The organism is Rhodococcus sp. I2R (assembly GCF_020889545.1).
GTDB lineage: Bacteria > Actinomycetota > Actinomycetes > Mycobacteriales > Mycobacteriaceae > Rhodococcoides.
Genome location: NZ_JAHUTG010000028.1, coordinates 1 through 26,570 on the forward strand (window position 1 = coordinate 1; position 26,570 = coordinate 26,570).

The 26,570-nt window shown below is 64.4% G+C and carries 17 protein-coding genes and 2 tRNA genes; 8 read left to right on the forward strand and 11 right to left on the reverse strand.

The genetic code is table 11. The features are described 5' to 3' along the window. Positions 1 to 386: 386 nt before the first annotated feature. Positions 387 to 887: a helix-turn-helix domain-containing protein gene (locus tag KVY23_RS21635; RefSeq protein WP_230558203.1), complete on the reverse strand. Its 501-nt coding sequence runs from the start codon at positions 885 to 887 to the stop codon at positions 387 to 389. 280 nt (positions 888 to 1,167) lie between these two features. Here KVY23_RS21635 and KVY23_RS21640 point away from each other — a divergent pair, with 280 nt between their 5' ends. Both KVY23_RS21640 and KVY23_RS21645 read left to right on the forward strand, forming a co-directional pair. Beyond that, positions 1,168 to 1,902 (forward strand): hypothetical protein, encoded by a 735-nt coding sequence (locus KVY23_RS21640; protein WP_230558204.1) that lies wholly within the window; start codon positions 1,168 to 1,170, stop codon positions 1,900 to 1,902. 135 nt (positions 1,903 to 2,037) lie between these two features. Further along, a complete protein-coding gene (locus KVY23_RS21645; RefSeq protein ID WP_230558205.1) occupies positions 2,038 to 3,051 on the forward strand; it encodes a nucleotidyltransferase in 1,014 nt (337 codons plus the stop codon). Positions 3,052 to 4,205: 1,154 nt separating this feature from the next. Here the strand turns inward: KVY23_RS21645 and KVY23_RS21650 are convergent. Together KVY23_RS21650 and KVY23_RS21655 are read right to left on the reverse strand one after the other, a co-directional pair. Further along, positions 4,206 to 5,378, reverse strand: coding sequence for a site-specific integrase (locus KVY23_RS21650; RefSeq protein ID WP_230558206.1), 1,173 nt, complete (start codon positions 5,376 to 5,378; stop codon positions 4,206 to 4,208). 625 nt (positions 5,379 to 6,003) lie between these two features. Continuing rightward, positions 6,004 to 6,201 carry an AlpA family transcriptional regulator gene (locus KVY23_RS21655; RefSeq protein WP_136171689.1) on the reverse strand — a complete coding sequence of 66 codons (198 nt, stop codon included), beginning with the start codon at positions 6,199 to 6,201 and terminating at the stop codon, positions 6,004 to 6,006. Positions 6,202 to 6,378: 177 nt separating this feature from the next. On the opposite strand from KVY23_RS21655, the gene KVY23_RS21660 reads away from it, so the two are divergent. Together KVY23_RS21660 and KVY23_RS21665 are read left to right on the forward strand one after the other, a co-directional pair. Continuing rightward, positions 6,379 to 6,975: a helix-turn-helix domain-containing protein gene (locus tag KVY23_RS21660; protein WP_230558207.1), complete on the forward strand. Its 597-nt coding sequence runs from the start codon at positions 6,379 to 6,381 to the stop codon at positions 6,973 to 6,975. 148 nt (positions 6,976 to 7,123) lie between these two features. Next, on the forward strand, positions 7,124 to 8,167 hold the full coding sequence (locus KVY23_RS21665; protein WP_230558208.1) for a site-specific integrase: 1,044 nt from the start codon (positions 7,124 to 7,126) through the stop codon (positions 8,165 to 8,167). 82 nt (positions 8,168 to 8,249) lie between these two features. On the opposite strand, the gene KVY23_RS21670 is transcribed toward KVY23_RS21665, so the two are convergent. Together KVY23_RS21670 and KVY23_RS21675 are read right to left on the reverse strand one after the other, a co-directional pair. After that, positions 8,250 to 8,323: transfer RNA gene (locus tag KVY23_RS21670), tRNA-Lys, on the reverse strand. An 89-nt stretch (positions 8,324 to 8,412) separates the two neighbouring features. Next, positions 8,413 to 8,634: a DUF3618 domain-containing protein gene (locus tag KVY23_RS21675; protein ID WP_075839837.1), complete on the reverse strand. Its 222-nt coding sequence runs from the start codon at positions 8,632 to 8,634 to the stop codon at positions 8,413 to 8,415. A 78-nt stretch (positions 8,635 to 8,712) separates the two neighbouring features. Between KVY23_RS21675 and bcp the strand changes: the two genes are divergently transcribed. Continuing rightward, positions 8,713 to 9,186, forward strand: coding sequence for a thioredoxin-dependent thiol peroxidase (gene bcp / locus KVY23_RS21680; protein WP_206508306.1), 474 nt, complete (start codon positions 8,713 to 8,715; stop codon positions 9,184 to 9,186). On the opposite strand, the gene KVY23_RS21685 is transcribed toward bcp, so the two are convergent. Together KVY23_RS21685 and KVY23_RS21690 are read right to left on the reverse strand one after the other, a co-directional pair. Beyond that, entirely contained in the window at positions 9,175 to 10,536 is a 1,362-nt protein-coding gene (locus tag KVY23_RS21685; RefSeq protein ID WP_308071111.1) for a dipeptidase, read from the reverse strand. The two genes, bcp and KVY23_RS21685, sit on opposite strands and share 12 nt — an antisense overlap. Positions 10,537 to 10,614: 78 nt before the next feature. Then, positions 10,615 to 11,961, reverse strand: coding sequence for a hypothetical protein (locus KVY23_RS21690; protein WP_230558209.1), 1,347 nt, complete (start codon positions 11,959 to 11,961; stop codon positions 10,615 to 10,617). A gap of 340 nt (positions 11,962 to 12,301) precedes the next feature. Between KVY23_RS21690 and KVY23_RS21695 the strand changes: the two genes are divergently transcribed. After that, positions 12,302 to 12,931, forward strand: a complete 630-nt coding sequence (locus KVY23_RS21695) for a TetR/AcrR family transcriptional regulator (RefSeq protein WP_083667847.1) — start codon at positions 12,302 to 12,304, stop codon at positions 12,929 to 12,931. A 238-nt stretch (positions 12,932 to 13,169) separates the two neighbouring features. On the opposite strand, the gene KVY23_RS21700 is transcribed toward KVY23_RS21695, so the two are convergent. Continuing rightward, positions 13,170 to 13,562 carry a holo-ACP synthase gene (locus tag KVY23_RS21700; protein WP_075839836.1) on the reverse strand — a complete coding sequence of 131 codons (393 nt, stop codon included), beginning with the start codon at positions 13,560 to 13,562 and terminating at the stop codon, positions 13,170 to 13,172. After that, positions 13,562 to 22,846: a type I polyketide synthase gene (locus KVY23_RS21705; protein ID WP_230558210.1), complete on the reverse strand. Its 9,285-nt coding sequence runs from the start codon at positions 22,844 to 22,846 to the stop codon at positions 13,562 to 13,564. Before KVY23_RS21705 ends, KVY23_RS21700 begins: the two co-directional genes overlap by 1 nt. 410 nt (positions 22,847 to 23,256) lie before the next feature. On the opposite strand from KVY23_RS21705, the gene KVY23_RS21710 reads away from it, so the two are divergent. After that, positions 23,257 to 23,979, forward strand: coding sequence for a hypothetical protein (locus KVY23_RS21710; protein WP_230558211.1), 723 nt, complete (start codon positions 23,257 to 23,259; stop codon positions 23,977 to 23,979). Between the two features lie 21 nt (positions 23,980 to 24,000). Here the strand turns inward: KVY23_RS21710 and KVY23_RS21715 are convergent, their stop codons facing one another. Beyond that, the gene (locus KVY23_RS21715; RefSeq protein ID WP_230558212.1) at positions 24,001 to 24,768 is read right to left on the reverse strand and encodes a TetR/AcrR family transcriptional regulator; all 768 of its coding nucleotides are present in this window, start codon (positions 24,766 to 24,768) and stop codon (positions 24,001 to 24,003) included. A 73-nt stretch (positions 24,769 to 24,841) separates the two neighbouring features. Between KVY23_RS21715 and KVY23_RS21720 the strand changes: the two genes are divergently transcribed. After that, positions 24,842 to 24,923: transfer RNA gene (locus tag KVY23_RS21720), tRNA-Leu, on the forward strand. 33 nt (positions 24,924 to 24,956) lie between these two features. Here the strand turns inward: KVY23_RS21720 and KVY23_RS21725 are convergent. Beyond that, a complete protein-coding gene (locus tag KVY23_RS21725) occupies positions 24,957 to 26,570 on the reverse strand; it encodes an ABC transporter permease (RefSeq protein ID WP_230558213.1) in 1,614 nt (537 codons plus the stop codon).

Consider the following 26,570-nt stretch of genomic DNA (forward strand, 5'->3'; position numbering starts at 1 on the left):
GAAAGACCCAGTGGAACAACCCGGCACGAGAGGTCGGACGATCACCCACGCCCGCACTCCACTCGAAGCCGCACAACCAAACTCACAGCGACGCCATCAGTTGATCGGTGCATTCGGGCTAAGGCTTCCCACTCGACAACACGCGCGTCGTCGAACGCCGTACTCATTGTCTGAACTAGGCGTCGCGCCCGCTGGGCCGCTTCTGCTTCGTCAGTTCCACGTTCCACTAGCTTCCTAGCCTCGTGAAACTCCAGCTCGTCGAGAATCGCGTCCGACCAGAGGGGGCGGTACAGATTCTCGACGGCAAGCGACAGCAGGAAATCTCGCTGCAGGCTGGGCCACAGCACGCACGTATCCAGCACGGCAGCAAACATGAGTCAACTATCTCAGGCGCGTGTTCCGGCCCTTCGCCGAGCCGCACCAGCCTTGCGCGCCTCACGTAGTTGCTCGCGAATTGTGTCGGGGTCTTCTTCGGGATCGACCGAAACCGATGTCTCAGCCAATGCGTCGTACTGGCGTGCACGGCGCGATTCTTTGTACGCGAGCACGTCATCAAGCTGCAATCGGTGCCTGTTGCCCACTCGATCCGCAGCTATTTTGCTGTCTGAGATCAGACGTACGACAGTAGGACGGCTGACCCCGAGGAGGTCGGCTGCCTGCTGAGTAGTCAGCGTCATGCTTTGCGGTGCAAGCGTCACGGCGCGCCCCGTAAGCATTGCCTCGACCGCACGCTTCAGCACTGCGTGAACACCCTCCGGCAACTCGATTCGGTCGTGCTCGTCCACTCCGACCAGCGCGTATTGGGCTTGCACCGTGTTGCCTGTCGCCATCTCATGGGCCTTAAGGAAGCTCAGCACTGGTGCCAGCTGACCAGCTTCTTCTGGCATGAAGGTTTCCGACCTGACTGCCTGAGCCTGTGCACCCATGACTGACCACCGCCTCGCTAGTCGAACGTTACGAAAGTGCTTTCGCTACGTTCGAATACTGGCATTAATGTCATTCGTTGTCTACTCCTGTCGCACAAATCTTTCACGCGCGTATCGCCGACAGTGGCCCATCGGCATGTCGATCAGCGCTACATCGCAGGTGCTGGTGTCAGACCCTAGGTGTAATCTCGTACAAAGAACACGCAAGTGATTACAGTGGCACTGTAGCGAAGGGGTCGAGATGGTTCACGAGCAGAACGGCTTCCTTGAGTACTTGGAGCTCCAAGATGGCCGTTCGAGCCTAGTTACTAAATCGGAGCTACTCGCCAACGTCCGCAAAGCGGGATACTCCATTAGCGACCGGCAACTTACGTTCTACGTTTCCGAAGGCCTCGTGCCACGCAGTGTCAGGGTCGGAACTCGCGCAGGTGCATACCCAACCAGCGTGGTGTGGCTCATGGAGTGGATCCTTGAAGCCCGCGACGCTGGTGCCTCGATCGACGCGTTGAAGGAACTGTTGCCGGTATGGAAGTTCCTCGTTCGCGCCCGTAACGACAACGTTCTGAATTTGGGCGAGTTCGAGTATGTCGCCCGTCAGCACGTCACCTCTTACGAAGCGTCTCTCGATGTGCCGCGTGTTGTCACCTCAGTCCTGATGCGATCATGCTGCTCGCGCTGCCGCGGCAAGATGAGCGTTGTCTACAAAGACGGCACATCTGCATCCTTCAACGACAGCAACGCCACCGTCGGCTTCGCGATCGCACGCACACAAACCGACAGCGAAGAGGCAGGCGGGCCGACGAGCGGGCCTCAGTGGTGGGGATCTGCACGAATCACCCTGTCCGTACCGCTGAATTACTCAACCGACCCCACGACCGTAATTCTGGGAGTCAAACCCAACGACACGCCCCCACCGGATCCACTCGATGGGCCGAATCATCATGAATCAGCAGCAGAGGCGGAGACCAGCATGTAACTGCAAGATTTGGTCGAGACGGGCACTGGCATGCCCATCCCGACCGAGGCCGCTACGCAACCTCCAACAACGAAGTCAGCGTAACGCCCTCACCTAAGTGACGAGACATCCGCATCGAAGTGAGGACTTCACCCCGTGAGACAGACCATCGATAGTGCTTTCACCGTGTTCGACACGTCGCTCAACTTGAACCCCAAGCAGCGCGAACAAGCCGAACAACGACACAACGCGATACGCAAGGTTCTTGACGAAGCTGGTTTCGTCAAGACAAGCTTTCTCCAAGGATCCTTCGCACGAAAGACGATGCTCGCGCCGCTGAAAGACGTTGACATTGTGATCGTCATCAAAGCCGCCCACTGGCAAGAACTTCAAGGACCGAACGGCCCAGCAACCGCAATGGCCTGGTTCAAAAACGCAGTTCAATCACACTGGCCAAACGCAGAGTTCGACCAGGGTGATACCCCATCAGGCAAGGCGCTGCGCGTCACGTTCTCCGACCTTGATTTCGACATCGACCTTGTCCCTGCCTTCGACCTCGACGAAGGCCCTGAGGTCGTCATCGGCGACCGCGAACAACGAAGGTGGGAAGCTAGCAATACACGACGTCAGATCGCCGCGGTCTCGACGCGAAATCAAGGCACGGGCGGGCGGTTCGTGCACCAGGTCAGGGAACTGAAAGCCCTCGTCAAGAATCACGAGGATCAATTGGGCTTCATCAAAGGGATCGTCGTGGAGTCGCTGGCATACGCCGCGATCACCAAGGAGAAAGCGGACAAGCACGCAATTGCGGCGGCACTCTCACACGCCCAGACTGCCGTACGCGGACCGATACTCGAACCAGCCGGAGACGATGACGTGACAGTCAAGTGGACCGCCTCCGATCGCACCACCGCTGGCCTCATGTTCGCCGACTTCGCCGCCAGGGCCGACGAGGCGATCGAACTCGAAGCGCATGGCGACATCGAGGCTGCCAAGGATGTGTGGCACAGCCTATTCGGTGATGCGTTTCCGCCAGCCAGTGCTCGCGCACCCGAAACAGTGTTAGCCACATGGAACAGCCCAGGAACACGAACAAGCACTGGCCGGCCGTCTTTATCGCAGGGCGGACGCGAAGCCAGCACTCCGGGGCGAGCATGGGCACCACGCTGAACGAACTGTTCGACGATCCCAGGTTTGTTGCTACCCGGATCGAACGGTTACATGCAGGGGTAATAGTCGATCAAGCGTGGGCCCCAAGTATCGGCGGCGCTGTCGTTGAGATCACATACACAGCGCCGCCGGAGTTACGAGCGGCTGGATATGGACGAGAACGAGCCCGTACATATTTTCGAGCAGACTGGGATCCTCTAACCTATCCGCTGGGGCCCGATCGCCGCTGGAAGCATCGCTACCCATCACCGCTGGGCCCAGAATTCGGGTACAGCTGCGGGGAGTTGTGCCTTTGGTTCCCTAACGATCCACGTCCACTGCGATGGATTTCGGCCGATGGAGTCGAAGACTATGTCAATCGGGTGCACCGCCACCTATTTCTCGAAGAGCACTGGCGCCGCACGGACGACTGGCCCACCGAAGACACCCCGCACGGCAGTCCTGTGGCGAACGACCTCTCAGCGACGAGCAGCACCTACCCGATCGCAACCCGGGCGTTCCGGAACGCAGTACGCGATTGGTCAGAAGACCGAACTGTGTTGGAGCAGAACGTATCGTGACCGATATTGATGTCTTTACTGAGATCGTGCCATTGGCTCTGGGGTCTTCCGTAGTAGGGGGACTACTAACGGCAGGAATCGCAGGCCTGCGCGAAGCCGCTGCTTCTCGTCGAGAAGGCTACGCCCAGGCCGCCCGGGCACTTGTCGCACGGTCCGAATACCCGTACCGGGTGCGGCGGCGTACATCTGACGACGGGCAAACCCTCAATGTGCTTGCAGAGATCGGGCACGGTATTCAAGAACAGCTGACTGCGTCAAGAATATGGGTCGCATTGGAAAGTCCACGAATGGGCGAACACTACAGACGAGCTCTTGAAAGAATCGATGAAACCGTTCGGCCGGCGACGCAGGATGCCTGGGAGCAGAGCCCCATTGACCGCGGATCTCGAATGAACTTGGACGGATGGGGACCACGGAACCCAGACGCCACCATTGCGGCGTTCGAGCGTGCTGCCAGATGGCGATTCGGCCCTCGTCGACTGATACCCTTCACACCGCACGTGCAATCGATCCGTGCCCCGGTCGACTAGCGGTCTGCAATCTTACTGCCAGAAGTTAAAGTCTGTCGGCATCTGTGTCCGCACCCGTCTACTGCTAGAGACCGATGTCTGCCACGGCGTTACCCACCAGGGGCGCATGTTCACGTCGGTACACCTCCACGGAATCGAGGCTGGCGTGGCCGGTTTGGCGGGCGATGGCGGATCCGTCGGCGCCGTTGCGGGTGCCCTGGGTGACAAACCCAGCGCGGAGCGAGTGCCCGCCCAGTTTGCTCAATGCGGTGGGGTCGTAGCCGGCCTGTTCGGCGCGGCGACGGATGGTCTGGTGGATTGCTGCTCCGGACAACGCGGTGCTGCCGAGGTTCCCGTTCTTGGCGATGGCGCGAAACAGCGGCGCGCGAGCGGCGGTGCGAGGTACTCCCCCACGGCACACGTGCGCGTCGAACAACTCCCGCTTACGGAGTAGGCGGATCACCGACGGCCTGCCGCCGACGTCGAATGCGCCGACGATCTGGACCCAGCGAACGTACGCGCAGGGCGGGCAGGTCTCGTGAGAGTCGGTGTACGGCAGCGCTTTCACCGCGCCTCTGCCCTCTTGGTCGGTCTTCGACTTCCGCAACCGGATGTGGAGGCCGTCGTACCGATGCACAGTGACGTCCCCACACACCATCTCCGACAACTCGCTGCGGCGGTATGCGCCGGCGAAGCCGAGGAGCAGAATTGCGGAGTCGCGGCGTTCGAGGACCTCGTCGGCCCAGCCTCGGCATCGTTCCCGCGCCGTCTCGACAAGGAGTTTGATGTCGTCGACCAGCAATGGGTCTCGCGGGGTGCGGGCTCGGTCCCCCGCGGCGGCGTACTCCCGGCGTATCCCGGACAGGGTGGCGGTGACGAGTTCGTGTGCGGACGGGGAGAGGTGGCCGGTGGTGCGGTGCTGGTGGTTGATCGCGGCGATCCAGGTCCCGAAGGTAGAGACGGCATAGGACCGCTCCCCCGCTTCGGTGCGGGTATCGGCGGCGTCGACGAGATACGCGGCAACGGTGACCGGGTGCGCCGGCAATGCGGCATGTCCCTCGCGTTCGCACCAGCCGACGAAGCGTCGCCACCCGGCGGCGTAGGTGCGCCGCGTCCCCTCCGACCGCGAAGATTCCACCGCTCTCGCGATCCGCTTCGCGACGGCCGGTGGGATCTCCGGCTCCACGGCCGCAGTTGCAAGTTCCACACGGCCGACCGATGTGCTCACCGCGGGTGTTCTGCCTGGTCGGAAGTCCATAGCGGCAGCCTAGCGCAGGTCACCGACAGAGCTGCGGAGCGAAAACTGTGCTGAACTGGCGTTTCAGCTAAGACGGTGCGGAAAATGCAATTTCCGCACCCACGGTGTCCGCTCCACGCCCGATGGCCCCGCGTCGTAGTGGACGCGTGGCTAATCGGTATCGCCACCTGCTCAATGATCAGTCGAGCTGGTGGTGCCTCGGGGCCGGTCGTCGAGGATTTACAAAGGGTGCACATGCCGGCGGCAGGCTGGTTTTTTTCGTCGGGCTCTGCCAGATAACGACGCAGCGTCGAGGCTTGGCCGGTAGCGACCGCCACCTCGGACCAATAGCCGAGGTGCGGGTCGTTCAGATTGTGGCGTAAGCGTCTCGTACGCAGGCGAATTCACAACTGGGACGTGTGAACTCGCGCGCAACCGACCCATGACGTCATCGATGATTTCTCGAAGATGCGATGGGGTGGGTTGCGAATAGCCTTGAAAGGCTGGTCAACACCGATTAGTATCCAAAGGTGAAACTCCTTCCTGCAAGGTAGAGGTTTCGAAAACGTCCTCGGCCTCGGTGCTTGTAACACCGGGAATCGCCGGGGGCGTTTCTAGTTCGTAGGGGTCGGGTGTCAGCGGCATCTCAGGCGACGCCCGAGGTTACTTCCGACTGTGCTTCCAGGCCCTCGATGTATTCGTCGATTGCCGTGTCCGGGATGAGACGCCGCTTTCCGATCTTCACGCTGCGGATCTCGCCTGTAGCGATCTTGTTGAAGAAGTTCGAGCGCCCAAGCCCCGTGCACGCCATGGCCTCCGGGACTGATAGCAACCGTCTGGGCATTTCCTCACCTTCCGTTGGGTTATGTTGCGATCCCATAATTGAGTCCGGAATCGCAGTGGTCCATGTGACTCCAACGCAGATTATCAACTATGTGATCCCGCCGCAAGAACTAGCGAGAATCGGCTAAGCTCTGTGCTCATGACACAGTCTTGGTCAGAATCCGTGGCCGCTCGCATCATGGGCGAGGTGCGGCGCCTAAGAGGGAAAGAGCACTCCGCGCTCTCCGCAGCCAAACTGGCCGAGCGCACCACCGACATCGGCTTCGGCATCTCGCGCAACGTTCTTGCGGAACTCGAAAACGGCCGAAAAAAGAGCGTCGACGTGGCCGAGCTGCTGGTCCTGGCAGCCGCGCTGGGTGTCTCGCCCGCCCAACTCATGTTTCCCGACTTGCCGAAAGGCGAAGTCGAAGTACTACCCGGGCTCCCCCAGGAATCCCACGATGCCCTGCGATGGTTCAGCGGCGAAGCCGGCCTGCTGAAACCATCTCCTGGCTGGTCCGACACGGAGAACGAGGAACCAGTCGAGATGTGGGTGCGAGAACAGTTCGACCCTAAGAACGATCGCGTCAGCATCACGCGAGAGTGGCTACAGGCCCTTCAGACCATGCGTCGAGCACGTGCACAACTGCGGATTGGACTAACGACGAAGGAGTCGGCGGAGCATGTCGAGACGATGCAGATGGCGTACGAAGATGCCCGTCGACGCTCCGAAGTGCTGTTCCACCAGATGACAGACCTTGACATGGACACTGGAGACGACGAAGCAGATGCCTAGAGAGCGACTTCGACTCGGTGAGTGGGGAAAAATTACCACCCTCAAGTCAGGTGGGCGCACGGTCGCACGGACACGCATACGCGATACCGACGGCAAGAAACGAACAGTCGAGGCGAGCGGTAGATCTGCTACCGAGGCGAGAAGTCGGTTGCAGAAAAAGCTCTCCGAACGCACAGTTCCGTCCGGCGAAATAATTCAGGAGCTCACGAAGTCGTCGACGATGTCACATCTATATGCGTACTGGATTGACCAGAAGGCTAAAGTAGTTGCACCTCAGACGATTACAGGCTACAAGCAGGCCTGGTCCTCGTATTGCGCGAGCCCTGTCGGTGAACTTCTGATCCGCGAGATTACGACGGGCAAGATCGATTCGCTTATCTCCTCGATCTCGGAGCGCACTCCCAGCGGCGCACGAATCTCGCGGGTCATTCTCTCTGGGATGCTCGGGACCGCAGTTCGCTTCGATTTTCTCGAGCACAATCCCGTTCGTGAGGTCCCCCGCCCGACAATCAAACGGCAAGCCATTCGAGCACTGACCCGAGACGAGCTCGACGAGCTTCGCGGGCGGATCCAAAACTACTGTCGCCACCAGACTGTCGACCAGCTCGGAGTGATCTCACCAAAACTCGGCCAGAAGCCAGGAGCGCACCTCGAGGACATTTTGATGTTGCTTCTCGCCACCGGTGGCAGAATCAGCGAAGTTCTTGCCTTGACGTGGCCTCAAATCGATCTGATCTCTCAAATTCCGCGCGTCACGATTAACGCGACGCTTGTCGTCCCGCGTGCAGCGGGTGAAAGTCTGTTCCGACAGGAGCACCGAAAAGGCGACTCGCCACCGCTCACGCTGGTACTACCAGCGTTCGCGGCCGATGGCTTACGCCGACGCCAGGAGCTTCCCACGTACTACAACCCATGGAACGCCGTCTTCGTGACCGCCACTGGCAACTGGGTTTCGCCGGCTAACGTCCGCCGATCATGGCGAGCGGCCAGAGGCGACGAATTCGAGTGGGTGAAACCTCACACACTTCGGAAGACAGTGGCGACTCTTGTGAAGGAAACCTACGGCGTCGAGGCCGCACAGATGCAACTCGGGCACGCCAACACACGTGTGACCGAAGCGCACTATATCCAGCGCGTAACCGTCGCACCCGACATGACCAGCGCACTCGACTCTTTCGCACCAAAAAGATGAGTAAAAGGTGGATTCGTGATTTTCGCGCAGAAAGCAAAACACCCCCTCGCCGGCTTTACGCTGGTGAGGGGGTGTTTCAGGGTGCGCCATCAGGGATTCGAACCCCGGACCCGCTGATTAAGAGTCAGCTGCTCTAACCAACTGAGCTAATGGCGCCGATCCGCACCGCGGTCACTTCTGCGGTGCGGGAGAAACTTTAACAGGATCGACAGCCAGATGTGAAATCGGCTGGTCGGGCCTGGTTTCTAGTTGAAAAACCTGCGGACGATCAGTACTGCGACGACTGCCCCGACACCGATGAGGGTGTACTTGACCGGCGGTTCGTTCATCTTCGCCAGCAGCGACTGCTTCGTGTTCTCGGCGATGCGCTTGGGGCTGGCTCGAACGCTGAGCTCGTCGAGGGTGCTCGCGAGCTGGTTGCGAGCGGCCTCGATCTCGCGTTCGATCCTGTCGGTGTCCCTGGCCACGTGTCCTCCAACTTGTCGCTGTATTGCGTGTGTCAACGTCGAGCGTAGAGCACGCATCGTATTGGTTAGTCTCGTCAGGTGACCGACAACAAGAAGCTCGAAGCCGGAGACACCGCTCCCGCGTTCACTTTGCCCGACGCCGACGGCAACGAGGTCTCCCTCGCCGACTACGCGGGCAAGAAAGTGATCGTGTACTTCTACCCCGCGGCCAGCACTCCGGGCTGCACCAAGCAGGCCTGCGACTTCCGTGACAGCCTTGCCGAGCTGAACGGCGAGGGCATCGAGGTCATCGGAATCTCCCCCGACAAGCCCGCGAAGCTGGCCAAGTTCCGCGACGCCGAGGAGCTGAACTTCCCGCTGCTCTCCGACCCGGAGAAGGCGACGCTGGAAGCCTGGGGCACGTTCGGTGAGAAGAAGATGTACGGCAAGACTGTGCAGGGCGTCATCCGGTCCACATTCCTCGTCGACGAGGCAGGCAAGATCGAGGTCGCCCAGTACAACGTCCGAGCCACCGGCCACGTCGCGAAACTGCGCCGCGACCTATCGGTCTGACGCTCCCAGCGTCTGCAGGAACAGAGCTTCGGCGACGGCGAGGTTTTCGATTTCGCTCGGGTCGACGCTTTCGTTCGGTGCGTGGATCCGGCACTGCGGCTCCTCGACGCCCATGAGGACGATTTCCGCGTGCGGAAACGTCTGGGCAAGAACGTTGCACAGCGGGATCGATCCGCCTTGCCCGGCCGAGCCGACAGGCGCACCGAACGCCTCCTCCAAGGCGTCGCCCAGCGCTGCGTAGCCCGGCCCGTCGGTGCGGGCACGAAACGGTGATCCGATCGCCTCGCGCTCGACGCTCACTCGGGCGTTCCACGGCACATGTGCGTGTAGATGCGCCACCAGGGCGTCCTGGGCAACCTGGGCGTCGATTCCCGGCGGTACGCGGAGATTGAGCCGGGCGGAGGCCGTCGGCGAGATCGCTGCCGCGGAACCGACCACCGGCGGACAGTCGATTCCGAGGATTGTCAGCGCGGGCCGAGCCCACACGGCATCGGCTACCGATGCCGACCCGGCCAGGTCCACCCCGTCGAGAACGCCCGCATCGGCCCGGAACCGTTCCGGTGCATAGTCGACCCCGTCCCACGCCTGATCGGCCGGGAGGTCGTCGACGACGGTGTTGCCGTGCTCGTCCCTGAATGTCGCCAGCAGCGCGATCAACGCGGCCAACGCGTCGGGCGCGGGTCCTCCGTACATACCGGAGTGCACTTCTCCGGCGAGCGTGTCGACCCGCACCACCACGTTCGCAATGCCCCGAAGCGTCGTGGTGACCGTCGGTTGCCCGACGGCAGCGTTGCCGGTGTCGGCGATGATGATGACATCGGCTGCGAACAACTCGGGACGCTTCTCGACGAGGTCCTCCAGGCCGCCGGTGCCCATCTCCTCCGACCCCTCGCTGACGACGGTGACGCCGACGCCCCAATCGGACCCGAGGGCCCGTAGCGCCAGCAGATGCATGACGACGTTGCCCTTGCAGTCCGCCGAACCGCGGCCGTACCACCGCCCGTCGCGCTCGGTGAGCTCGAACGGCTCACTGGCCCACAACGCGCTGTCACCGGGAGGCTGCACGTCGTAGTGCGAATACAGCAGGACCGTGGGCGCGCCGCCGACTGCCTTGCGCTGGCCCACGACAGCGTAGGAGCCGTCAATCGTCTCGATCAGTTCCGCCGACTCGATACCGGCGTCGAGGAATGCACCACGCACCCACTCTGCAGCTGCGACGCATTCCTCACGGGGGTACTGCCGTTCGTCGGCAACCGAGCGAAAAGCGATGAGCTCGCTCAACTCTCGACGAGCGCGCGGCATATCCGCCGCAACCGATGACCGAACAGCCGACTCCCGTTTCGCTGACACAGAGTTCATCCTGACACAGCGATCGGCCCGCCACAGGGCTGTCCCAGGCCGAACTCAACGTGTCTGCGAGGTGGGATCTCAGTTCGCGCCGAGTTCCTGCTCCAACCAGTCGGCAGTGTGCTGCCAGTGCCGATCCCAGGCTTCCTGTTCGAGTTGCTCCTGCGACTTGCCCTGTTCGGGGATGACCACGGGCACGGTGAACTGCGGCGGCTCGACCGTCTTTTGGGGAACGACGGCCGCAGCCGGCGGAATTGCCTGCACCGGTATCGGCGTGAGTATCTCGGACCTGGGGTTCGTTGTCGTCGGGGCGATTGTTGGCCAGCCAGCTACGCCTTGCGCGGCGGACGGTTCCGGTGCGGGGGCTCCGTCGGGGACAGGTTCGGGCCCGGGCGGCGGGGGCAACGGGACGCCGGCGACCGGCTCGGGGATTGCAGCGGAGGTCTCGGTGGCCCCGAGATCTTGGCTTGCTTCGACATCGTGCGTGGCCCCGACCAGTGCGGCGTCGGCCGACTCTGCGCCCGCCGGAGCGTCACCGGGCAGGGTGGACGCCAAGGCCACCCCGCCGGACAGAATGCCGACGAGAAGAGCCGCCGTCAGGACGATCTTCTTCCGAGGCACCCGCGGAGACGACTGTGCAGCGGCCACCGGCACGGTCGAGAGCGGTGGAACCACACTCTTCACCGTTGAGCTCGCCGCCGCCGGCGCAGGCAGCGCAACTGTATAGACCTCGGCGGCATGGACCTCGGTGGCAACGGATGCGGCGACGGGAGCGTCGTGGGCGACGGCAAGCGCGGCCACTCGGGCGGCTCCCTCAGCTGCGAGGCGGTCGGGCACCTCGACTCGGATCACTCGGGCACTCAAGCCCAGCGACAGAATATCGGGCAGATTCCGGTCCGCGGATCCGTCACCGAAGAGCGCGACCGCGTCGGGCTTCATTCCTGCCTCGTCCAGGATTTCCCAGGCCAACGGCACCGTGCCGCCCAGATGCTCCGGACTCTTCGACTCCAGCGACGCGTTCCTGGGTGCGGACAGGGTCTTGTTCGCGGTATCCGCCAAGGACATGGCCACTCCGGCAGACCCCACGTGGTAGAGCAGGACGCACTCTGCCGACTGGAACGCCGGCGCTTCGGCCAGCCATCCCAGGAAGGCGGTTTGCGCGGGGACCATCTCGATCTGCCCGACGCCGTGCTTGGCCAACTCGGACGAGAAGAACGCGCGCTCGTGCTCGGTGCGGTATGCAAAGGCCGTCGCCTCGACCTGGACTTGCAGGTCGGCTGCGGCGGCCCGCATGGACCTCATCATCGCCGACAGCGAATCCGATCCGTTGCTGGACGAGTCTTCGCTGGCGAGCACAGTGCCCGCCTCGGAATCGAAGAGGACAGCATGCATCGCGTTGGATTCGATCGACAAACCAATGATCGCCACGTCAAAACTCCTGTGCCTGAGGGTGAGGCTCCCGACATGAGCGCCCACCGAAGCGAACGCACACCCTGCACGAAACGTAACTTCTGCAGTGAACCATACCCGATGACTGTTTTCTTGACGAGAAAACAACCTATCGCCCGTCACAAAGCAATTACAAGGGCACTGTTACGAATGACAGTTCGCCGACCGCCGACACGACGAGGATGTTGCCTGTTACCGCGCGTAGTGGAGTTGATGTGCGCCGGGCCGCTAGCCTGTGCAGGTGGAGTCCTCTGCTAGCGCCCAGTCCGCGAGACGTCTCGACGCCGCGCTCGAATCGACGGCGGAGACCCAAGAGCTGATGCCACGCCGGCGTCCCACCCAGGAACGCAGCCAGCGCAAGTTCGACGCGCTCCTCGCCGCATCGCGTGAGCTCCTCAGCGATGTCGGCTTCGAATCGTTCACCTGCGAAGAGGTCGCTTCCCGCGCCGAGCTGCCCATCGGGACGCTCTACCAATTCTTCGCCAACAAATACGTCATCGTCTGCGAGCTCAATCGACAGGACCTCGTCGGCGTCCAGCAGGAGCTCGCGGAGTTCAACGGCGAGGTGCCCTCACTCGACTGGCTACGCTTCCTCAACAAGTTCGTCGACCACATGGCGGGGCTTTGGATGTCCGATCCGTCGCGCCGCGAAGTGTGGCTGGCGATGCAGTCGACACCGTCCACCCGCGCCACCGGAGTCATCCACGAACGCGAGTTCGCCGACCAGGTCGCCAAGATGCTCGGGCCATTGACACCGCGCACCCCTCGTGCGAAGCGAAACCTGATGGCGCAGGTGCTGGTGCATATCGTCTACTCGATGCTCAACTTCTCCGTCCAGGACGGCCAGAGTCACGAGGACGCAGTGGCCGAGCTCAAGCAGATCATGACCGCCTACCTCCTCGTCGCCGAGAAGCAATCGCGGCGTTCGGGCGCATCGAGCGTCGACTGACAGTCGGTTCGCCGGTCCCCAAGTGACCGAATGTCACCCTCGCTCCGACCCAAGTGACCGAATGCCGCCCTCGCACACTCAGAGTGACCGGATGTGACATTCGCTCGCAAAAAGGTGACCGGATGTGACATTCGCTCGCAAAAAGGTGACCGGATGTGACATTCGCTCACCAAAACCCGCCCACCAACACCAACGCCGGCCCACCCGAAGGTGGACCGGCGTTCGGAGTACTACTGACTCACTCCTCCAGGATCGCGACGGCGGCGGCGATGTCGCCGTCGTGCGTGAGGGAGAGGTGAATCTTCACCGTCGGCAGGAACTCGAGGGCCATCCCGTGCAGCTTGATGGACGGCCTCCCCCACGCGTCGTTGACGACCTCGATCAGCGGATACGGGTTGTCCCCGATCTGCGGGGGCCTGGCGAACCGCGAGGTCGCCCAGGCCTTCAACACCGCTTCCTTGGCGGCCCACCGTGCTGCGTAGTGGCGGGCCGGTTCGGCACTCTTCGTCGCCGCATGCCGACGCTCACCCGCGGTGAAGCTGTCGCGGATCATCGTCGTGCCTGCCTTGTCCATCTGCTCGGCGAAGTCGGACACGGTGACCAGGTCGAAACCTACTCCGAGAATCGCCATTACTTGCACCCCGGCAGACCGGAGCTGTAGACGTTGTCCTCGCCGAGGCGCGCTGCCTCGGTGAGCAGGACGTCGGCTTCGAGCTCGCGCGACGCCTTGGCCGGCGTCCCGTCGTGTCCGAGCCTGCGGTCGTCGGGACGCTCGTACAGGGCGTCACCTCCCACCATCGCCGAGATGAGCCTGCGTTGACCGGCGATGCGGCGCTCGTTCGCCCGGGCCACGTAGTCGCTCCGACGATCGGCAGGTACCGCCTCGAGGAATGCCTGCGGGTGCACCACGGCGATGAGGCCGGATACGTGCCCGAAGCCGAGGCTGGTGAGCAGTCCCGCCTTCAGCGGCACCGAGTCACCGAACCGCAGGGGTTCGCGAGCCCAGACGAGGTGTTCGAACTCGGTCATCTTGTCGTCCACGCAGTCGAGGCTGCGGTTCGGCGGGATGACGCCGTTCGTGAGCACCTGGCAGAGGCCGATCAGCTGGAATGCTGCAGCACCGCCCTTCGAGTGCCCGGTCAGGCTCTTCTGCGATACGACGAACAGCGGCGCTCCGTCGGTGCGGCCGATGGCCTTCGCGAGGCGGGTGTGCAGTTCTGCCTCGTTCGGGTCGTTGGCTGCGGTCGAAGTGTCGTGCTTGGAGATCACGGCCACGTCGTCGGCGCTGACGCCGAGTGCGTTGAGAGACAACGCGAATGACGAGTCCTTGCCGCCGCGCCCGGCACTGAGGGCGCCGAGGCCCGGAGCCGGGATGGAGGTGTGCACACCATCGCCGAACGACTGCGCGTACGCCACCACACCGAGGACGGGCAGGCCCATCTCGAGTGCTAGGTCGCCGCGAGCCAACAGGATGGTGCCACCGCCCTGTGACTCGACGAAGCCGCCGCGTCGGCGATCGTTTGCCCGAGAGAACCGGCGATCGCTGATGCCCTTGGCTGTCATCGCTGCCGAGTCCGCGGTGGCGGACATATCGCCGAAGCCGATGATGCCCTCGGTGCTCAGGTCGTCGAAACCGCCGGCGACGACGAGCTGCGCCTTGCCCAGCTTGATCTTGTCGACGCCTTCTTCGACGGAGACAGCGGCGGTGGCGCAGGCGGCGACGGGGTGAACCATCGCGCCGTAGCTACCGATGTACGACTGAACCACGTGCGCGGCAACGACGTTCGGCAGAGCTTCCTGCAGGATGTCGTTCGCACGAGCGTCGCCGAGCAGGGTGTCGATGTAGAGCGAGCGCATCGACTCCATGCCGCCCATTCCGGTGCCCTGAGTGTTGGCGACCAGCGTCGGGTGCACCCAGCGCATCAGTTCCGACGGGTTGAAGCCCGAGGAGATGAATGCGTCGACCGTGGTGACGATGTTCCACAGGGCAACCCGATCGACCGAGCTGGCCATATCGGGCGAGATGCCCCACTTGGTCGGATCGAAGCCGGTGGGAATCTGTCCACCCACGGTGCGGGTGAGCTTCATCTTCCGCGGCACGCGAATCTCGGTGCCGGCCTTGCGGGTGACCTGCCAGTCGCTCGAATCCGGGACCGGAGTGATCAGCGTGTGCTCGGGGTCCGCCGCGGCGAACGAGCGTGCGTCGATCTCGCTGCCGACCACGAAGGTGAGGTCGTTGTCGAGGAACACCGACGTCATCAGCGGTGCGGTGTTACCGACCATCGCGCCGTCGTCGGCGTAGGTACGGATACCGCACTTCTCGACGACGATGTCGTGGTACTTGTCGGCGATCTCCTCCTCCGGCACGAGGTCACCGGATTCGATGTCGTACCAGCCCGGCTTGGGATCGTTCTCCCAGGCGATGAGCCCGGTGTTCCATGCCAGCTCGAGAACGCCTGCCGCCGAGAGTTGCTCGTCGACCTCCATCTCGAAACGGGTACGCGCGCTGCCGTAGGGTCCGAGCTCCCCGGCGCCGACGATGACGACCAGGTCTTTCGGATCGACATCGAGCGACGGCCAGGCCGGAGCCGTTGTTGCGGTGAGCCGAGGCGGCGCGGGCAGCGCGGCGATGACCGACTCGTCGACGGCTTCCTCGGTCTTGTCCGCAGCGGCAGCTGCGGCTTCGCGAGCGAGTTCGACGAGGTTGAGCTTGGTGCTGGCCAAGCCGCCGGTGAGATCCGCGAGCAGCGGAGCCTCAGCTGCCTGCCGACGAGCGGAGGGCTCGCACAGCTTCAGCAGTTCGGTTGCCATTTCGTCGGTGGACCAGGTGCGTACGCCCTCGGCCTCGACTGCCTCGACGATGGGATCGTTGCCGCCCATCAGCCCGGTGCCACGCACCCAACCGATGTGAGCGTGGGCGATCGAGACGCGTTCGGCCCAGCTCTTCTCCGAGCCCCACTTCGCCGCAATGGCGTCGAGGGCTGCCTTGGACTCTCCGTAGGCACCGTCGCCACCGAACATTCCGCGGTTCGGCGAACCGGGAAGTACCACGTGCAGGTGCGTGTCGATGTCGTTGTCGTACCCGATCTTCGACAGTCCGCCGATGAGACGTTCCACCGACCACAGCAGCACACGCATTTCCATCTCGGCGCGGCCACCGGCGTCGGACAGTTCACCGACCACGCGAGGAGCGGCGAACGGGAACAACATCGTCGGGGTGATACCGGCCTTGACGAGAGTCTTGGCGCCGCCGGCCGTATCGACCTGATCGGTGCCGATCCACTCGATGAGCGCGTCCACATCGGAGTACGACGCGATGTTGGCGGGCACGATCCACAGTGACGCTCCGGCGCGAGCATTCTCGCGGTAGAGGCTCCGGTAGAACGCCAATCGCTCGTCGTTCAGACGCGAGGTGGTGACGAAGACCGTCGCTCCCCCGCCGAGCAGCTTGGCTGCCACCGAAGCCGCGATCGAGCCCTTGCTGCCGCCGGTGACGACAGCAACCTCATCGGACCACTGACCCTGCTCCTCGGTGTGAGCTGCGATCTCGGCGATGCGGCCGTAGGTCTCGGCCAGCACGGCCTTGTGCTCGTAGTCGGCCTTGGCCTTCCACCACTGTGCCTGCGCTGCGACGGCTTTTCCTGCGCCGGCGAAGCTTTCGACGGTCAGCTCGCCCGAGGTGCCGAGCCACAACCGGGCCAGGTCCTCACGGGCGGTTGCCCAACGGTCGTCGATCAGCACGGCCCTGCGGGCGTCGAATGCCGGCGCCACCATTCGTGGCCAGTCCGAACCCAGCTCTGCAGCAACGAGATCGACCAGTTCGGCATCGGGGTTCTCGGCTGTGAGCGCGTTCGGCGCGTCAGCGAGACCCAGCTGTTCGAGCACCAGGCGCGCAGCCGAGGCGAGCACTCCGTCGCGTCCGGTGATGTGTTCGGTGAACTCACCGAGCGCAGCTGCGTCGACGGTTCCCCCGCCGCCGCCACCGGTCTGGGGCAGCGACACTGCGACACCGCGGCGTGCGGCGACTGCGGCCACGGCCGAGTCGATGACCGCGTCCACGGCGGCGCCGTCACCGAGCGCACCGTCGGCGAGGCCACCGAGGGCTCCGCCGCGCACGGACACTCCCTCACGGGTGCCGAGCGCAACCTCGGCGGTGACGTGGCTGGCCCAGCCGTCGCCGAGCTCCCAGGTCTTCTTGACGCGATCCGCGATCGACGCCGGGCGTCGTCCGGACGGTCCGAAGACCTTGCGGAGGTGATCGTTGATCGAGTCGGTCAGCACGGGGCCGAACGGCTTGTACGTACGAGCGAGCTTGTTGACGGTGCCGGAGAGCGCACCCATGTCCGCATCCGCTGCACCGTCGATGGCACCGAGCGACAGCTCGGAGCCGAGGTCGACGAGCAGCTGGTTGCGACGCGAGGAGACGCCGTCGCACAGCGCCTCGATGGTGTCGGCGGGCCCGATCTGGTCGAGCTGCAGCTTGGTCCACAGTCCGATCAGGATCTTCGTCGCGTCCGACGCGCTGAACGCGATGTCGTCGGGACGCGGGCCGCCGGACGGTGCCGCGGCCGGTGCGGAAGCTGCGGCCGGAGCTGCAGCAGCCGCGGGAGCAGACTCGGCGACAGGTGCTGACTCCTCCTCCTCGTCCACCGGAGCTGGATCGGTGTCGGTGCCGTAGACGATCGCGGCCTCACGTTCGACGTTGAGTACCTCGACCGGTGAACCGAAGCGGCCCGGCAACTTCAGCGTCTGCGATGCCAGGTTGGCGACCGTCGGCGTTGCGCTGAGGCCGATTTCGACGAAGCGCTCGACTCCGAGTCCACCTTCGGACTCGTCTGCGAAGAGCAGGTCCTGGGTCTCGATCCAGCGCACCGGGCTGGCGAACTGCCATGCCAGGAGCTCGGTCAGGACGACTCGGCACAGATCGTGCGGTCGTGCAGCCCAGGAATCGAAGTCTGCAAGCACGGTGTCGAGTGGTTCCGACGGAACCAGGTCCGCGATCTCCTGGATGAAATCACGTTCGAGGGAGAACGGCCTCGGCACCAGGTTCGGGACGTAGCGGCCGAGCAGGATCTCGGGGTCGAGCTCGGCGGGCAGCAGTGCTTCGAGACGCTTGCGGAAGTCGTCGACTCCCCCGCGCAGCACCGTCGAGTGGAACGGCACGTCGATACCCGGAACCATGATGTAGGCGGCCTTGCCACCGAACTCGGCGCGACGCACTGCGATCTTCTTCTCGAGCTCGCCGAGCCCGTCGACCGTTCCCGCGATGGCGTATTGCGAGCCGCGCAGGTTCAAGTTGACGATCTCGAGGAACTCCCCGGACTCCTCGGCGACACCGGCAATGAACGCGTGCACGTCCTCGTCGGCGAGACCGATCTGCGACGGACGGATGGCGGCCATCCTGTAGTCGCTTCGACCAGCGGAATCGCGTGGCACCAGAGCGTGCATGGCTGATCCGCGTTGGAAGACGACCTCGAGTACCGCTTCGAGCGGCAGCACACCGGCGACCGCAGCGAGTGCGTTGTATTCACCGACGGAGTGACCCGCGAGAATCGAGTTCTCGACGAACACTCCGGCCTCACGCATCTCGGCAACCTGCGCGACGCCGAGCACCGCCATGGCGACCTGGGTGAACTGCGTCAGGTGCAGCACACCGTCGGGATGCTTGTGGACGGTGCCCCGAGCTTTGAGGGAGGTCGGGTTGTCGCGCACCACAGCGAGAATCGAGAATCCGAGTGCCTCGCGGGTGTGCTTGTCGGCGCGCTCCCAGACCTCGCGGGCAGCCTTGGACCGCGAGCGGGCGTCGAGACCCATGCCCTGACGCTGGATGCCCTGGCCGGGGAATGCGTACACCGTCTTCGGGGCCGCGGTGCGCGCGGTGGCGACCATGACCAGCTCGCCCTCCACCCGGCACGAGACCTCGACGAGCTCGGCGCCCTGGTCGAACCCGGTGCGGTCGACGCGCACGTCGATCTCGGCACCGGGGCGAACCATGCCGAGGAACCGTGCGGTCCAGGCAGTGAGGCGACGCGGCGGAGTCTTGGTGTCCGCGTAGTCGATCGCGGTGACCACTTGCTGGGCCGCGGCGGAGAGCCACATCCCGTGCACGATCGGGCTGCCGAGACCGGCGAGCAGTGCCGCGGCCTCGGAGGTGTGGATCGGGTTGTGATCACCCGAGACCTGAGCAAACGCGGCCATGTTGCGTGGAGCCAGAATCGTGGCCTGACGACGGCGACGGCGCGGAGTGTCCGTGGCGTCGGCGGAGACCGATCCACCGGCGCGTGCCGGATCGACCAGTTCGCCCTTGCCGGTGCGTCCGCGGATAGCGAAACGTTCGACGAGAGTGGCGATGGCCGGGGCGTCGAGCCCCTCCCCGAGCATGGCGCCGATCTCGACGGTGACTTCCACGACGCGACCCAGGTCGGTATCGAGCACCTCTCCGGTCTCGGCCTTGACGACCAGGATGGAGGTGTCGGTCGGCAACTGGCCGACCAGATCGACGCTGTGGTCGAGGTGAACGAGATCGAGCATGCCCTCGATGACGTCCTGGCCGTCCTGAGTCTGCGTCGCACCGAGGACGGCGAACACAGCAGGCCAGCAGGCGCCGACGAGTACGTCGGGCACGGCCTTGCCGCTGACGGTCAGCGATTCGGGCAGACCCGAGCCGGTGACGCCGGCGTGGTCGGCGATCAGATCAGGAATCCAGGCGAGGTTGATACGGGCGACGCCGTTCTTGACCTTCGGAAGATCCTGTCCGGCTGCAACTCCGAGCAGTGCGGACATCGATGCACTTGCGTCCTCGGCGGTGACGACGGGTGCGCCGCCGTCGATGGTCGAGGCCGGGACGGTCAGGCGAATGCGAACCTCTTTGCCGGGGGCCAGCGGAACTGCCAGCTCGACGACATCGGAATCGTGCACGGTCAGCGTCGCACCGGTCTGCGGATGCGCAGCCACCATCTCGGACTGGACGATCCATTCGGCTGGATCACCGAGGCGTGCAACGGGGTTCTTCGTCATGCGCGAAGCCCAGTTGACATCCGGCGCGGCCAGCACGATGCCGAGCAGTCCGGGAGCGATCTCCGCGTGTCGACGGCTGGCGACGCTGACGGCCTCGACACCGCCTGCGACGAGTTCGTCGGCGGCGGCCTTCTCGAAGCGGTTGAGCAGATCTCCGACCGGCTCGTCGACCTCGGTGATGCCTGCCACGGCGACGGTGCCGGGGATGACGCAGACCTGGTCGGCGGAGTAACGCGGATCGTGTGCCTGCCACAGGGAGTCACTGCGCCACCAGCGACGGACATCGCCGTCGACGACGGGGACGAAGTTGACGGGCTTGCCCGGCAGCTTGCAGAGCGAGGTGAAGAACGTGATGTCGGCCGGGTGCAGCACGACATCTGCGGCGTCCGGGAACTGAGCGAACAGCGAACAAAGGGCTGCGCGGGGCCGCTCGAGCGTCTCTACGTCGGCGAACAGTGTCGGGATCGGTCCACGGTCGACCGGGTGCAGACGTGCCTCGGCGCGCTGAAGCATGTCGAGGAAGCGCTTGCGCCAGGTGATGTCGAGCCACACCGATTCGCGAGCGGAGGACACGTCCTCGGTGAACTCACCGCCGCAGTCGAATTCGCTGTGTCCATCGGTGCCGATGGCCAGGTCGAGGTAACGCGTGAGCCACTGCTGGTAGGTCATCTCGGCGACATCGCCGAAGTACGGCTTCGCGGTTCCGTCGAGCGCGGCGATGATCTCATCGCGCCGCTTCGCTACGGCGTCGGAATCTCCGGCGACCTCGTCGAGCAGGCGGCCGCAGCGTGATGCGGCATTGTCGATCTCGTGGATGTCGGCGCCGAGCTGGCTTCGGCCCGAGGCCATTCCGCCGACCGCGGTGCCTGCGCCGACCCAGTCGGGCGTACCCGGGGTGTCGACGAGGAGCTGCTTGACCTCGGGCGCGGTGGTGGCTTCGAGGGTGGCCATCGCGGCAGTTCCGACGAGAATGCCGTCGAGCGGCATCCTCGGGTAGCCGGCGCCGAGCGACCACCGTCCGGAGAGGTATTCGGCGGCGCGCTCGGGGGTTCCGATTCCGCCGCCTACACAGATGACGAGGTTGGGGCGTGCCCGCAGCTCGGCGTAGGTGGAGATCAGCAGGTCGTCGAGGTCCTCCCACGAGTGGTGTCCACCAGCGCGCCCACCTTCGATGTGGACGATCACCGGGTACGACGGCACCTCGTTGGCAATACGGATGACCGAACGGATCTGCGCCACCGTTCCGGGCTTGAAGCAGACATGGGAGATGCCGGCCTCGTTGAGCTCCTCGATGAGCGCCACGGCTTCTTCGAGCTCGGGGATGCCGGCGGTGACGATGACGCCGTCGAATGCGGCTCCGGCGGCGCGCGCTCGCTGGACGAGTCGGCGTCCACCGAGTTGCAGCTTCCACAGGTACGGGTCGAGGAAGAGCGAGTTGAACTGGACGGCGCGGCCCGGTTCGAGCAGCTGCGAGAGCTCCGCGACGCGGTCGTTGAAGATGTCCTCGGTGACCTGTCCGCCGCCTGCGAGCTCGGCCCAGTGTCCGGCGTTCGCTGCTGCTGCAACGATTTTCGCGTCGACGGTGGTGGGAGTCATGCCCGCGAGCAGGATGGGCGAACGGCCGGTGAGCTTGGTGAACGATGTCTCGACCACGACGCGGCCGTCCGGAAGTGTGACCGGCTTGGGTGCGAACTCGGACCAGGACGGCTGCACCTCGGGCGCTGCGCCCGGGGTGAGCAGGTTGCGATGCCCGCCTCGGGTGGAGGCGGCGACGATGCCGACGCCCTGGCCGCGCAGGGCCGGCGTCGTCATGCGGGTGAGGAGGTCACCGGGGCCGAGATCGAGGATCCACGAGGCACCGGCGTCGACCACCGAGTCGATCTCGCCGACCCAGTCGACCGGATCGACCAGGATGCGCTGCGCGAGGTCGCGTGCGACGTCGGTGTCGAGACCGCAGCGAGCCGCCCAGGCCGAGACGAGTTCGACGGCGTCGTTCAATGCCGGGTGGTGGAAGCCGACCTCGACGGGGAGAAGTTCGAAGACGGGCGAGAACACAGCTCCGCCGCGTTTCTTGGCGTCGCGTTCACGCTCTTCCGACGCAGCGATCTGCTCGCACTTTTCCTGCACGCGAGCGAGCTGGGCGGGTGGGCCTGCCAGGACGACGCGGCGACGACCGTTGCGGATGGCGAGGATCGCCGAGCGCTCGGGGGCGCCGGGGATGGCGAGCTCGTCGACGACGGCTTGCAGGCGGGTGGGGTCGACACCGGAAACCGAGACCATGGGTGCGCGGTCCGCGGCACCGATGATCCCGCGTCGACGGGCAACGAGGCCTGCGGCAGCACCGATGAGCTGTGCGACGGCCAGCAGCGAAGCGTCCTCGCCGCCGTTGCTCTTGACGGATTCTGCTGCGATGAGCCCCTGCGAGTGTCCGATGACGCTGACGGGCGGAGTCTCGGCGGGGTCGAGTCCCTGCAGCTTGAGCGCGCGCAGGGCGGCGACCTGAGTCAGGAAGACACCCGGCAGGGAGACCGCTGCGGAGGTCAATGCCGTTTCCGACGGGCCGAATGTGGCTGCGTCGTCGGCATCCTCGGCGAGATCCTGCTCGAGCATCCAGCCGATCGGATCGAAGCCGACGGAACGAACGACGAGAAGTTCGTCGGCGACGGGGGCCAGGATGGTGGCGGATTCGTTGACGAGGTCGGTCAGTTCCGGCTCGAGCGCGGAATCGCGGGCGAGCTCTTCGAGGGAGCTGAGCCACGGTGCACCCTGGCCTCCGAAGGCGAGTGCGTACGGTTCACCGGCTGCGAAGCGGTCTGCGAGCGTACGAGAACCGCCACCGCTCCTGGGGGACCTGCCCGCGCCCTGTCCGTGTGATGGTGTGCTCTCGTTGATCGTCAAGGTGCAGCATTCCTCTCGTGAACGCCTCGAGGGGTGAGGGTTCGTCGGCGACGCCGTCGTCTCGGCGTAGTGGAGCGAAATCGTGGAGCTCGGACGTCGTCGGCGACGTGTGCTCTATCCGCGTGACACCAGGTTGACACAGAATCATGAGGAAATCCTCACGTTTCATTTGATGTCCTACTGCTACCCGCGAGTAGCCCGCCCAGCAGCGATTTTTCGACACCGTGTCGAACTCGCCGGTAACAAACATCGGTGCTGGCAGCGACGCAATTTGCCGCGGCAAAACATGAGGATTTCCTCGCGTCTATCGTTATCATTTCGTTATGTGATGCTGGCCACAGATGCAGTCTCAAAGACTGTCGGTGGCTCGACGTAGCTTGACCCCGACACATCGAACTCGGGGGGATTTCATGTATTCGTCAGTTACACACATCTTTTCGCAACACGACCACGATGCGGTCCGTTTCCACATCGAAGACACTGCGGCACTGACTGTTTCGCCGTTCTGGACACCGGGGTGGCCGGACGAGCTCGAAATCGCGCTACTCGACGCCGTCTTCACCGCGCGAGCTCCCTACGGAGGTCCCGGCAACGGGGTACGCCGAGTCCTCTCCCGCTGGCGCGCATATCGCTCGCTGGAGCTCCACCGACGAGAGCACTTGGACGACATCGGTGCGCTCGCGAATTTCCAGACATGCCCCGAGGACCTCGCCGAGATTCTCGGGAACCGGCAACGCGTGTCCGGTAACTCCACCACCAAGGCAGACGCGGCGGCCCGCGCAGCAGCGACACTGATTTCGCTCGGTGTGCGCACGGCCGCCGACCTCGATGACCACGGCGATCGGCGTCGGGCCGTCACAGCCATCACCGGTGTCGGCTCCAAAACGTGGGAATGCGCCCTCTTCCTCGTCGGCAGACGCACGCCCGACGCCATCCGCTATCTGGTTGCCTTCATCTCGGATGCGGTGGGCCGGGAAGTGGACCTGAGCGAGGCGTCGGGACTGTTGGGCGCTGCGGCCGAGACGCTCGGGAGCGAGACTGTGGTGCTCGAACACGCCGCGTGGCGCTATCGACGCCGCTTCCCGCTTCCCGCTTCCCCCGCGCTACCGGTTCCGCTCTCCGAGGTCGGCTGATCGCCCGAACCGGGCGCTGTCTCAGGACGGATGCTTGTCGATGAGCGCGGCCACCCCGTCCAGGATGCGTGCCACGCCGAACTCGTACTCGTGCACGGGGTCGCTCGCTGCGTCGTACGAGGTCGACGCAGCGGTCCCGACGCGCCCCGACACCGGGTATCGATCACGGTCCATCACCTGTTCGAGGATCGGTGCGGTGGCGGCCCACCACTGCGCGTCCGTCATACCGGACTCGTCACGGCTGCGCTCGAACACGGTCAGCGCCCTGGCCGTCCCGGCGACGTGAGTGAGTACCAAGGTGAGCACCGAGTCCATCTCGATATCGGTCAGCCCTACGCCGTCGATGACGCGGAGTTCCGCCTCGTACTTGTCGTTGGTGTGCGGTCCCAGCACGGCGCGCGCCCGCTGCACATCGAGCAACCACGGGTGCCGACGGTAGAGCTGCCAGTTGCGCTCGGCCACGAACTCCAGGCCGTCGCGCCAGCCTTCGGAGGAGGCAGCCGGTTCGTCGACGCTCGAATACAGCGAGTCCACGGCACTGTCGATCATGAGGTCCGCCAGCTCGTCACGACCGGGCACGTGGGTGTAGAGCGACATCGCGCCGACACCGAGCTTGTCCGCCACCCGCCGCATCGACACCGCGTCCACGCCCTCGGCATCGGCGATCTCGATCGCTGCCGACACGATCGCGTCCACACTCAACCCAGTACGGCTCGGTTTGCTACCGACACGCCACAACAGTTCGAGTGTGCGTGTCGGATCGAATCCGGAATCGTTCTTGCTCGCCACCGTTGGCACAGTACGCCGTACGCGCAGCGGCTGCGGTCACCAGCTAGCGACGTTGTAGACTTGCCCCGCACTCGCGCGAGTGGCGGAAATGGCAGACGCGCTGGATTTAGGTTCCAGTGTCTTAGGACGTGGGGGTTCAAGTCCCCCCTCGCGCACACCTTGTCGAGGGATCAATGCAGGACAGCAGTTCAATACCCCAGATCGCGGCGTCGGCACCCGACGAAGGCGATGCCTGACAGGCCGGCCGCGACCGCCAGCAGGATCAGCCCCTGCCCCAGATCGAATGGTTCCAGTGGCACCTGCGCGGTGTACCGCAGGGGTGAAGCCCGATCGAACCACTCGGGTAGATCGAACGCGTCGGCAAACATGACGGCGACCGCTACATAGCCGAAAAAGAGCCACGCCACTGCAGCTGCCCGACGCGCAACGCCGACGACCACGGCCGTTGCCGCCACGATTACCCACACTGCGGGGACGTACGCCAGTGCCGACGCTGCCAGGCGCACGGCCTGCAGCGGATCACCGATAGTCACCCCGTACGCCAGGCCGTCGCCGAACCCGCCTGCAACCGATACCAGCGCACTGCCTGCCATCGCCACCACCAGGTACCCGGTGAGCCAACGCACGCGCCCGACCGGTGCTGCCAGGATCATCTCCGCCCGTCCGGCCGCCTCCTCGGTCCGAGCCCGCAGCACACAGCTCACCCCACATGCGGCGGCCAGTAGAGCAATGATCGACAGCGTGAGCGAGTGGTACGAGTCGACGGCGTCGCTCGCGTCCGGCAGATAGGCAGCGAGTTCAGGATTGTCCGCCAGAAACTGTTCGATGCTGTCCGCGAAGGAGCCATAGGCACTTCCGAGAACGAAAACCCCGATACACCAACCGAATACAGTGGCGCGCTGCACACGCCACACCAAACCGACCGGCGAGCTCAGCAGGCGAGAGGCCGTACCGCGCCCCGCCCGGTACCGAAAGACTCCAGCACCGAAGTCGCGTCGCTCAGCGAGGATGAACGCCACGGCGACGAGCATCGCCGACATCACGACATACAACAGCAGTGGCCACCAGCGATCGTCTACGAAGGGATAGGTACGTTGCCCCCACCCGATAGGCGAGGCCCAGGCCACCGCGTCGTTGCCCACATCGCCGACCGCGCGCAGGATGTACGCCACTGCGATCAGTGCACTGACGGCTGCGTAGACGCCGCGGGGATTCTGGTACATCTGTGCGGCGACGGTGGTGGCCGCTGCGACAGTCATGCCGAAGCCGGCGATTGCCAGTCCGAACAGCACCGAACCTTCGATTGCCAGCCCGGTCACCACCGATGTGACAGTCAGGACCACCGCGACGACGCTGTTCGCGAGCACGGCGATACCGAGAGCAGCGAGTACAGGAGCGCGGCGCCCCACCCTCATCGACCTGATCAACTCGGTTCGTCCGGCTTCTTCGTCGGATCGCGTGTTCCTACCGATCAAGAACATATTCATCAGTGCGACGACAATGGCGAGATAGGCGAAGATCTCGAAGAGCACCTCACCGCCGATTGTCTCCAGCAGTCGCGTCGGCCCGCCCATCGCAACCAGTGCCGCGTTCGCACTCATGGTGGACCGCAACTGGGCCAATTTCTCGGGCGAATCGTAGAAGTTCTGACTGCTCGTGGACTGCAGCGCCATCAAGGCAGCCATCCCTGCCAGCCACCAAGGCAGTATCCAGCGCTCGCGACGTAGTGAGAAACGAACAAGCGAGGTGAAGCCCGCTGAGCGCGGAAAGGCCGTCTCCGTGGTGACGATGTCGCTGCTCAC

Coding starts and splice junctions, on each gene's coding strand:
- KVY23_RS21635 (WP_230558203.1), bottom strand. CDS start 887: ATGCCAGAAGAAGCTGGTCAGCTGGCACCAGTGCTGAGCTTCCTTAAG.
- KVY23_RS21640 (WP_230558204.1), top strand. CDS start 1,168: ATGGTTCACGAGCAGAACGGCTTCCTTGAGTACTTGGAGCTCCAAGAT.
- KVY23_RS21650 (WP_230558206.1), bottom strand. CDS start 5,378: ATGGACTTCCGACCAGGCAGAACACCCGCGGTGAGCACATCGGTCGGC.
- KVY23_RS21655 (WP_136171689.1), bottom strand. CDS start 6,201: ATGCCCAGACGGTTGCTATCAGTCCCGGAGGCCATGGCGTGCACGGGG.
- KVY23_RS21660 (WP_230558207.1), top strand. CDS start 6,379: ATGGGCGAGGTGCGGCGCCTAAGAGGGAAAGAGCACTCCGCGCTCTCC.
- KVY23_RS21695 (WP_083667847.1), top strand. CDS start 12,302: ATGCCACGCCGGCGTCCCACCCAGGAACGCAGCCAGCGCAAGTTCGAC.
- KVY23_RS21700 (WP_075839836.1), bottom strand. CDS start 13,562: ATGGCGATTCTCGGAGTAGGTTTCGACCTGGTCACCGTGTCCGACTTC.
- KVY23_RS21710 (WP_230558211.1), top strand. CDS start 23,257: ATGTATTCGTCAGTTACACACATCTTTTCGCAACACGACCACGATGCG.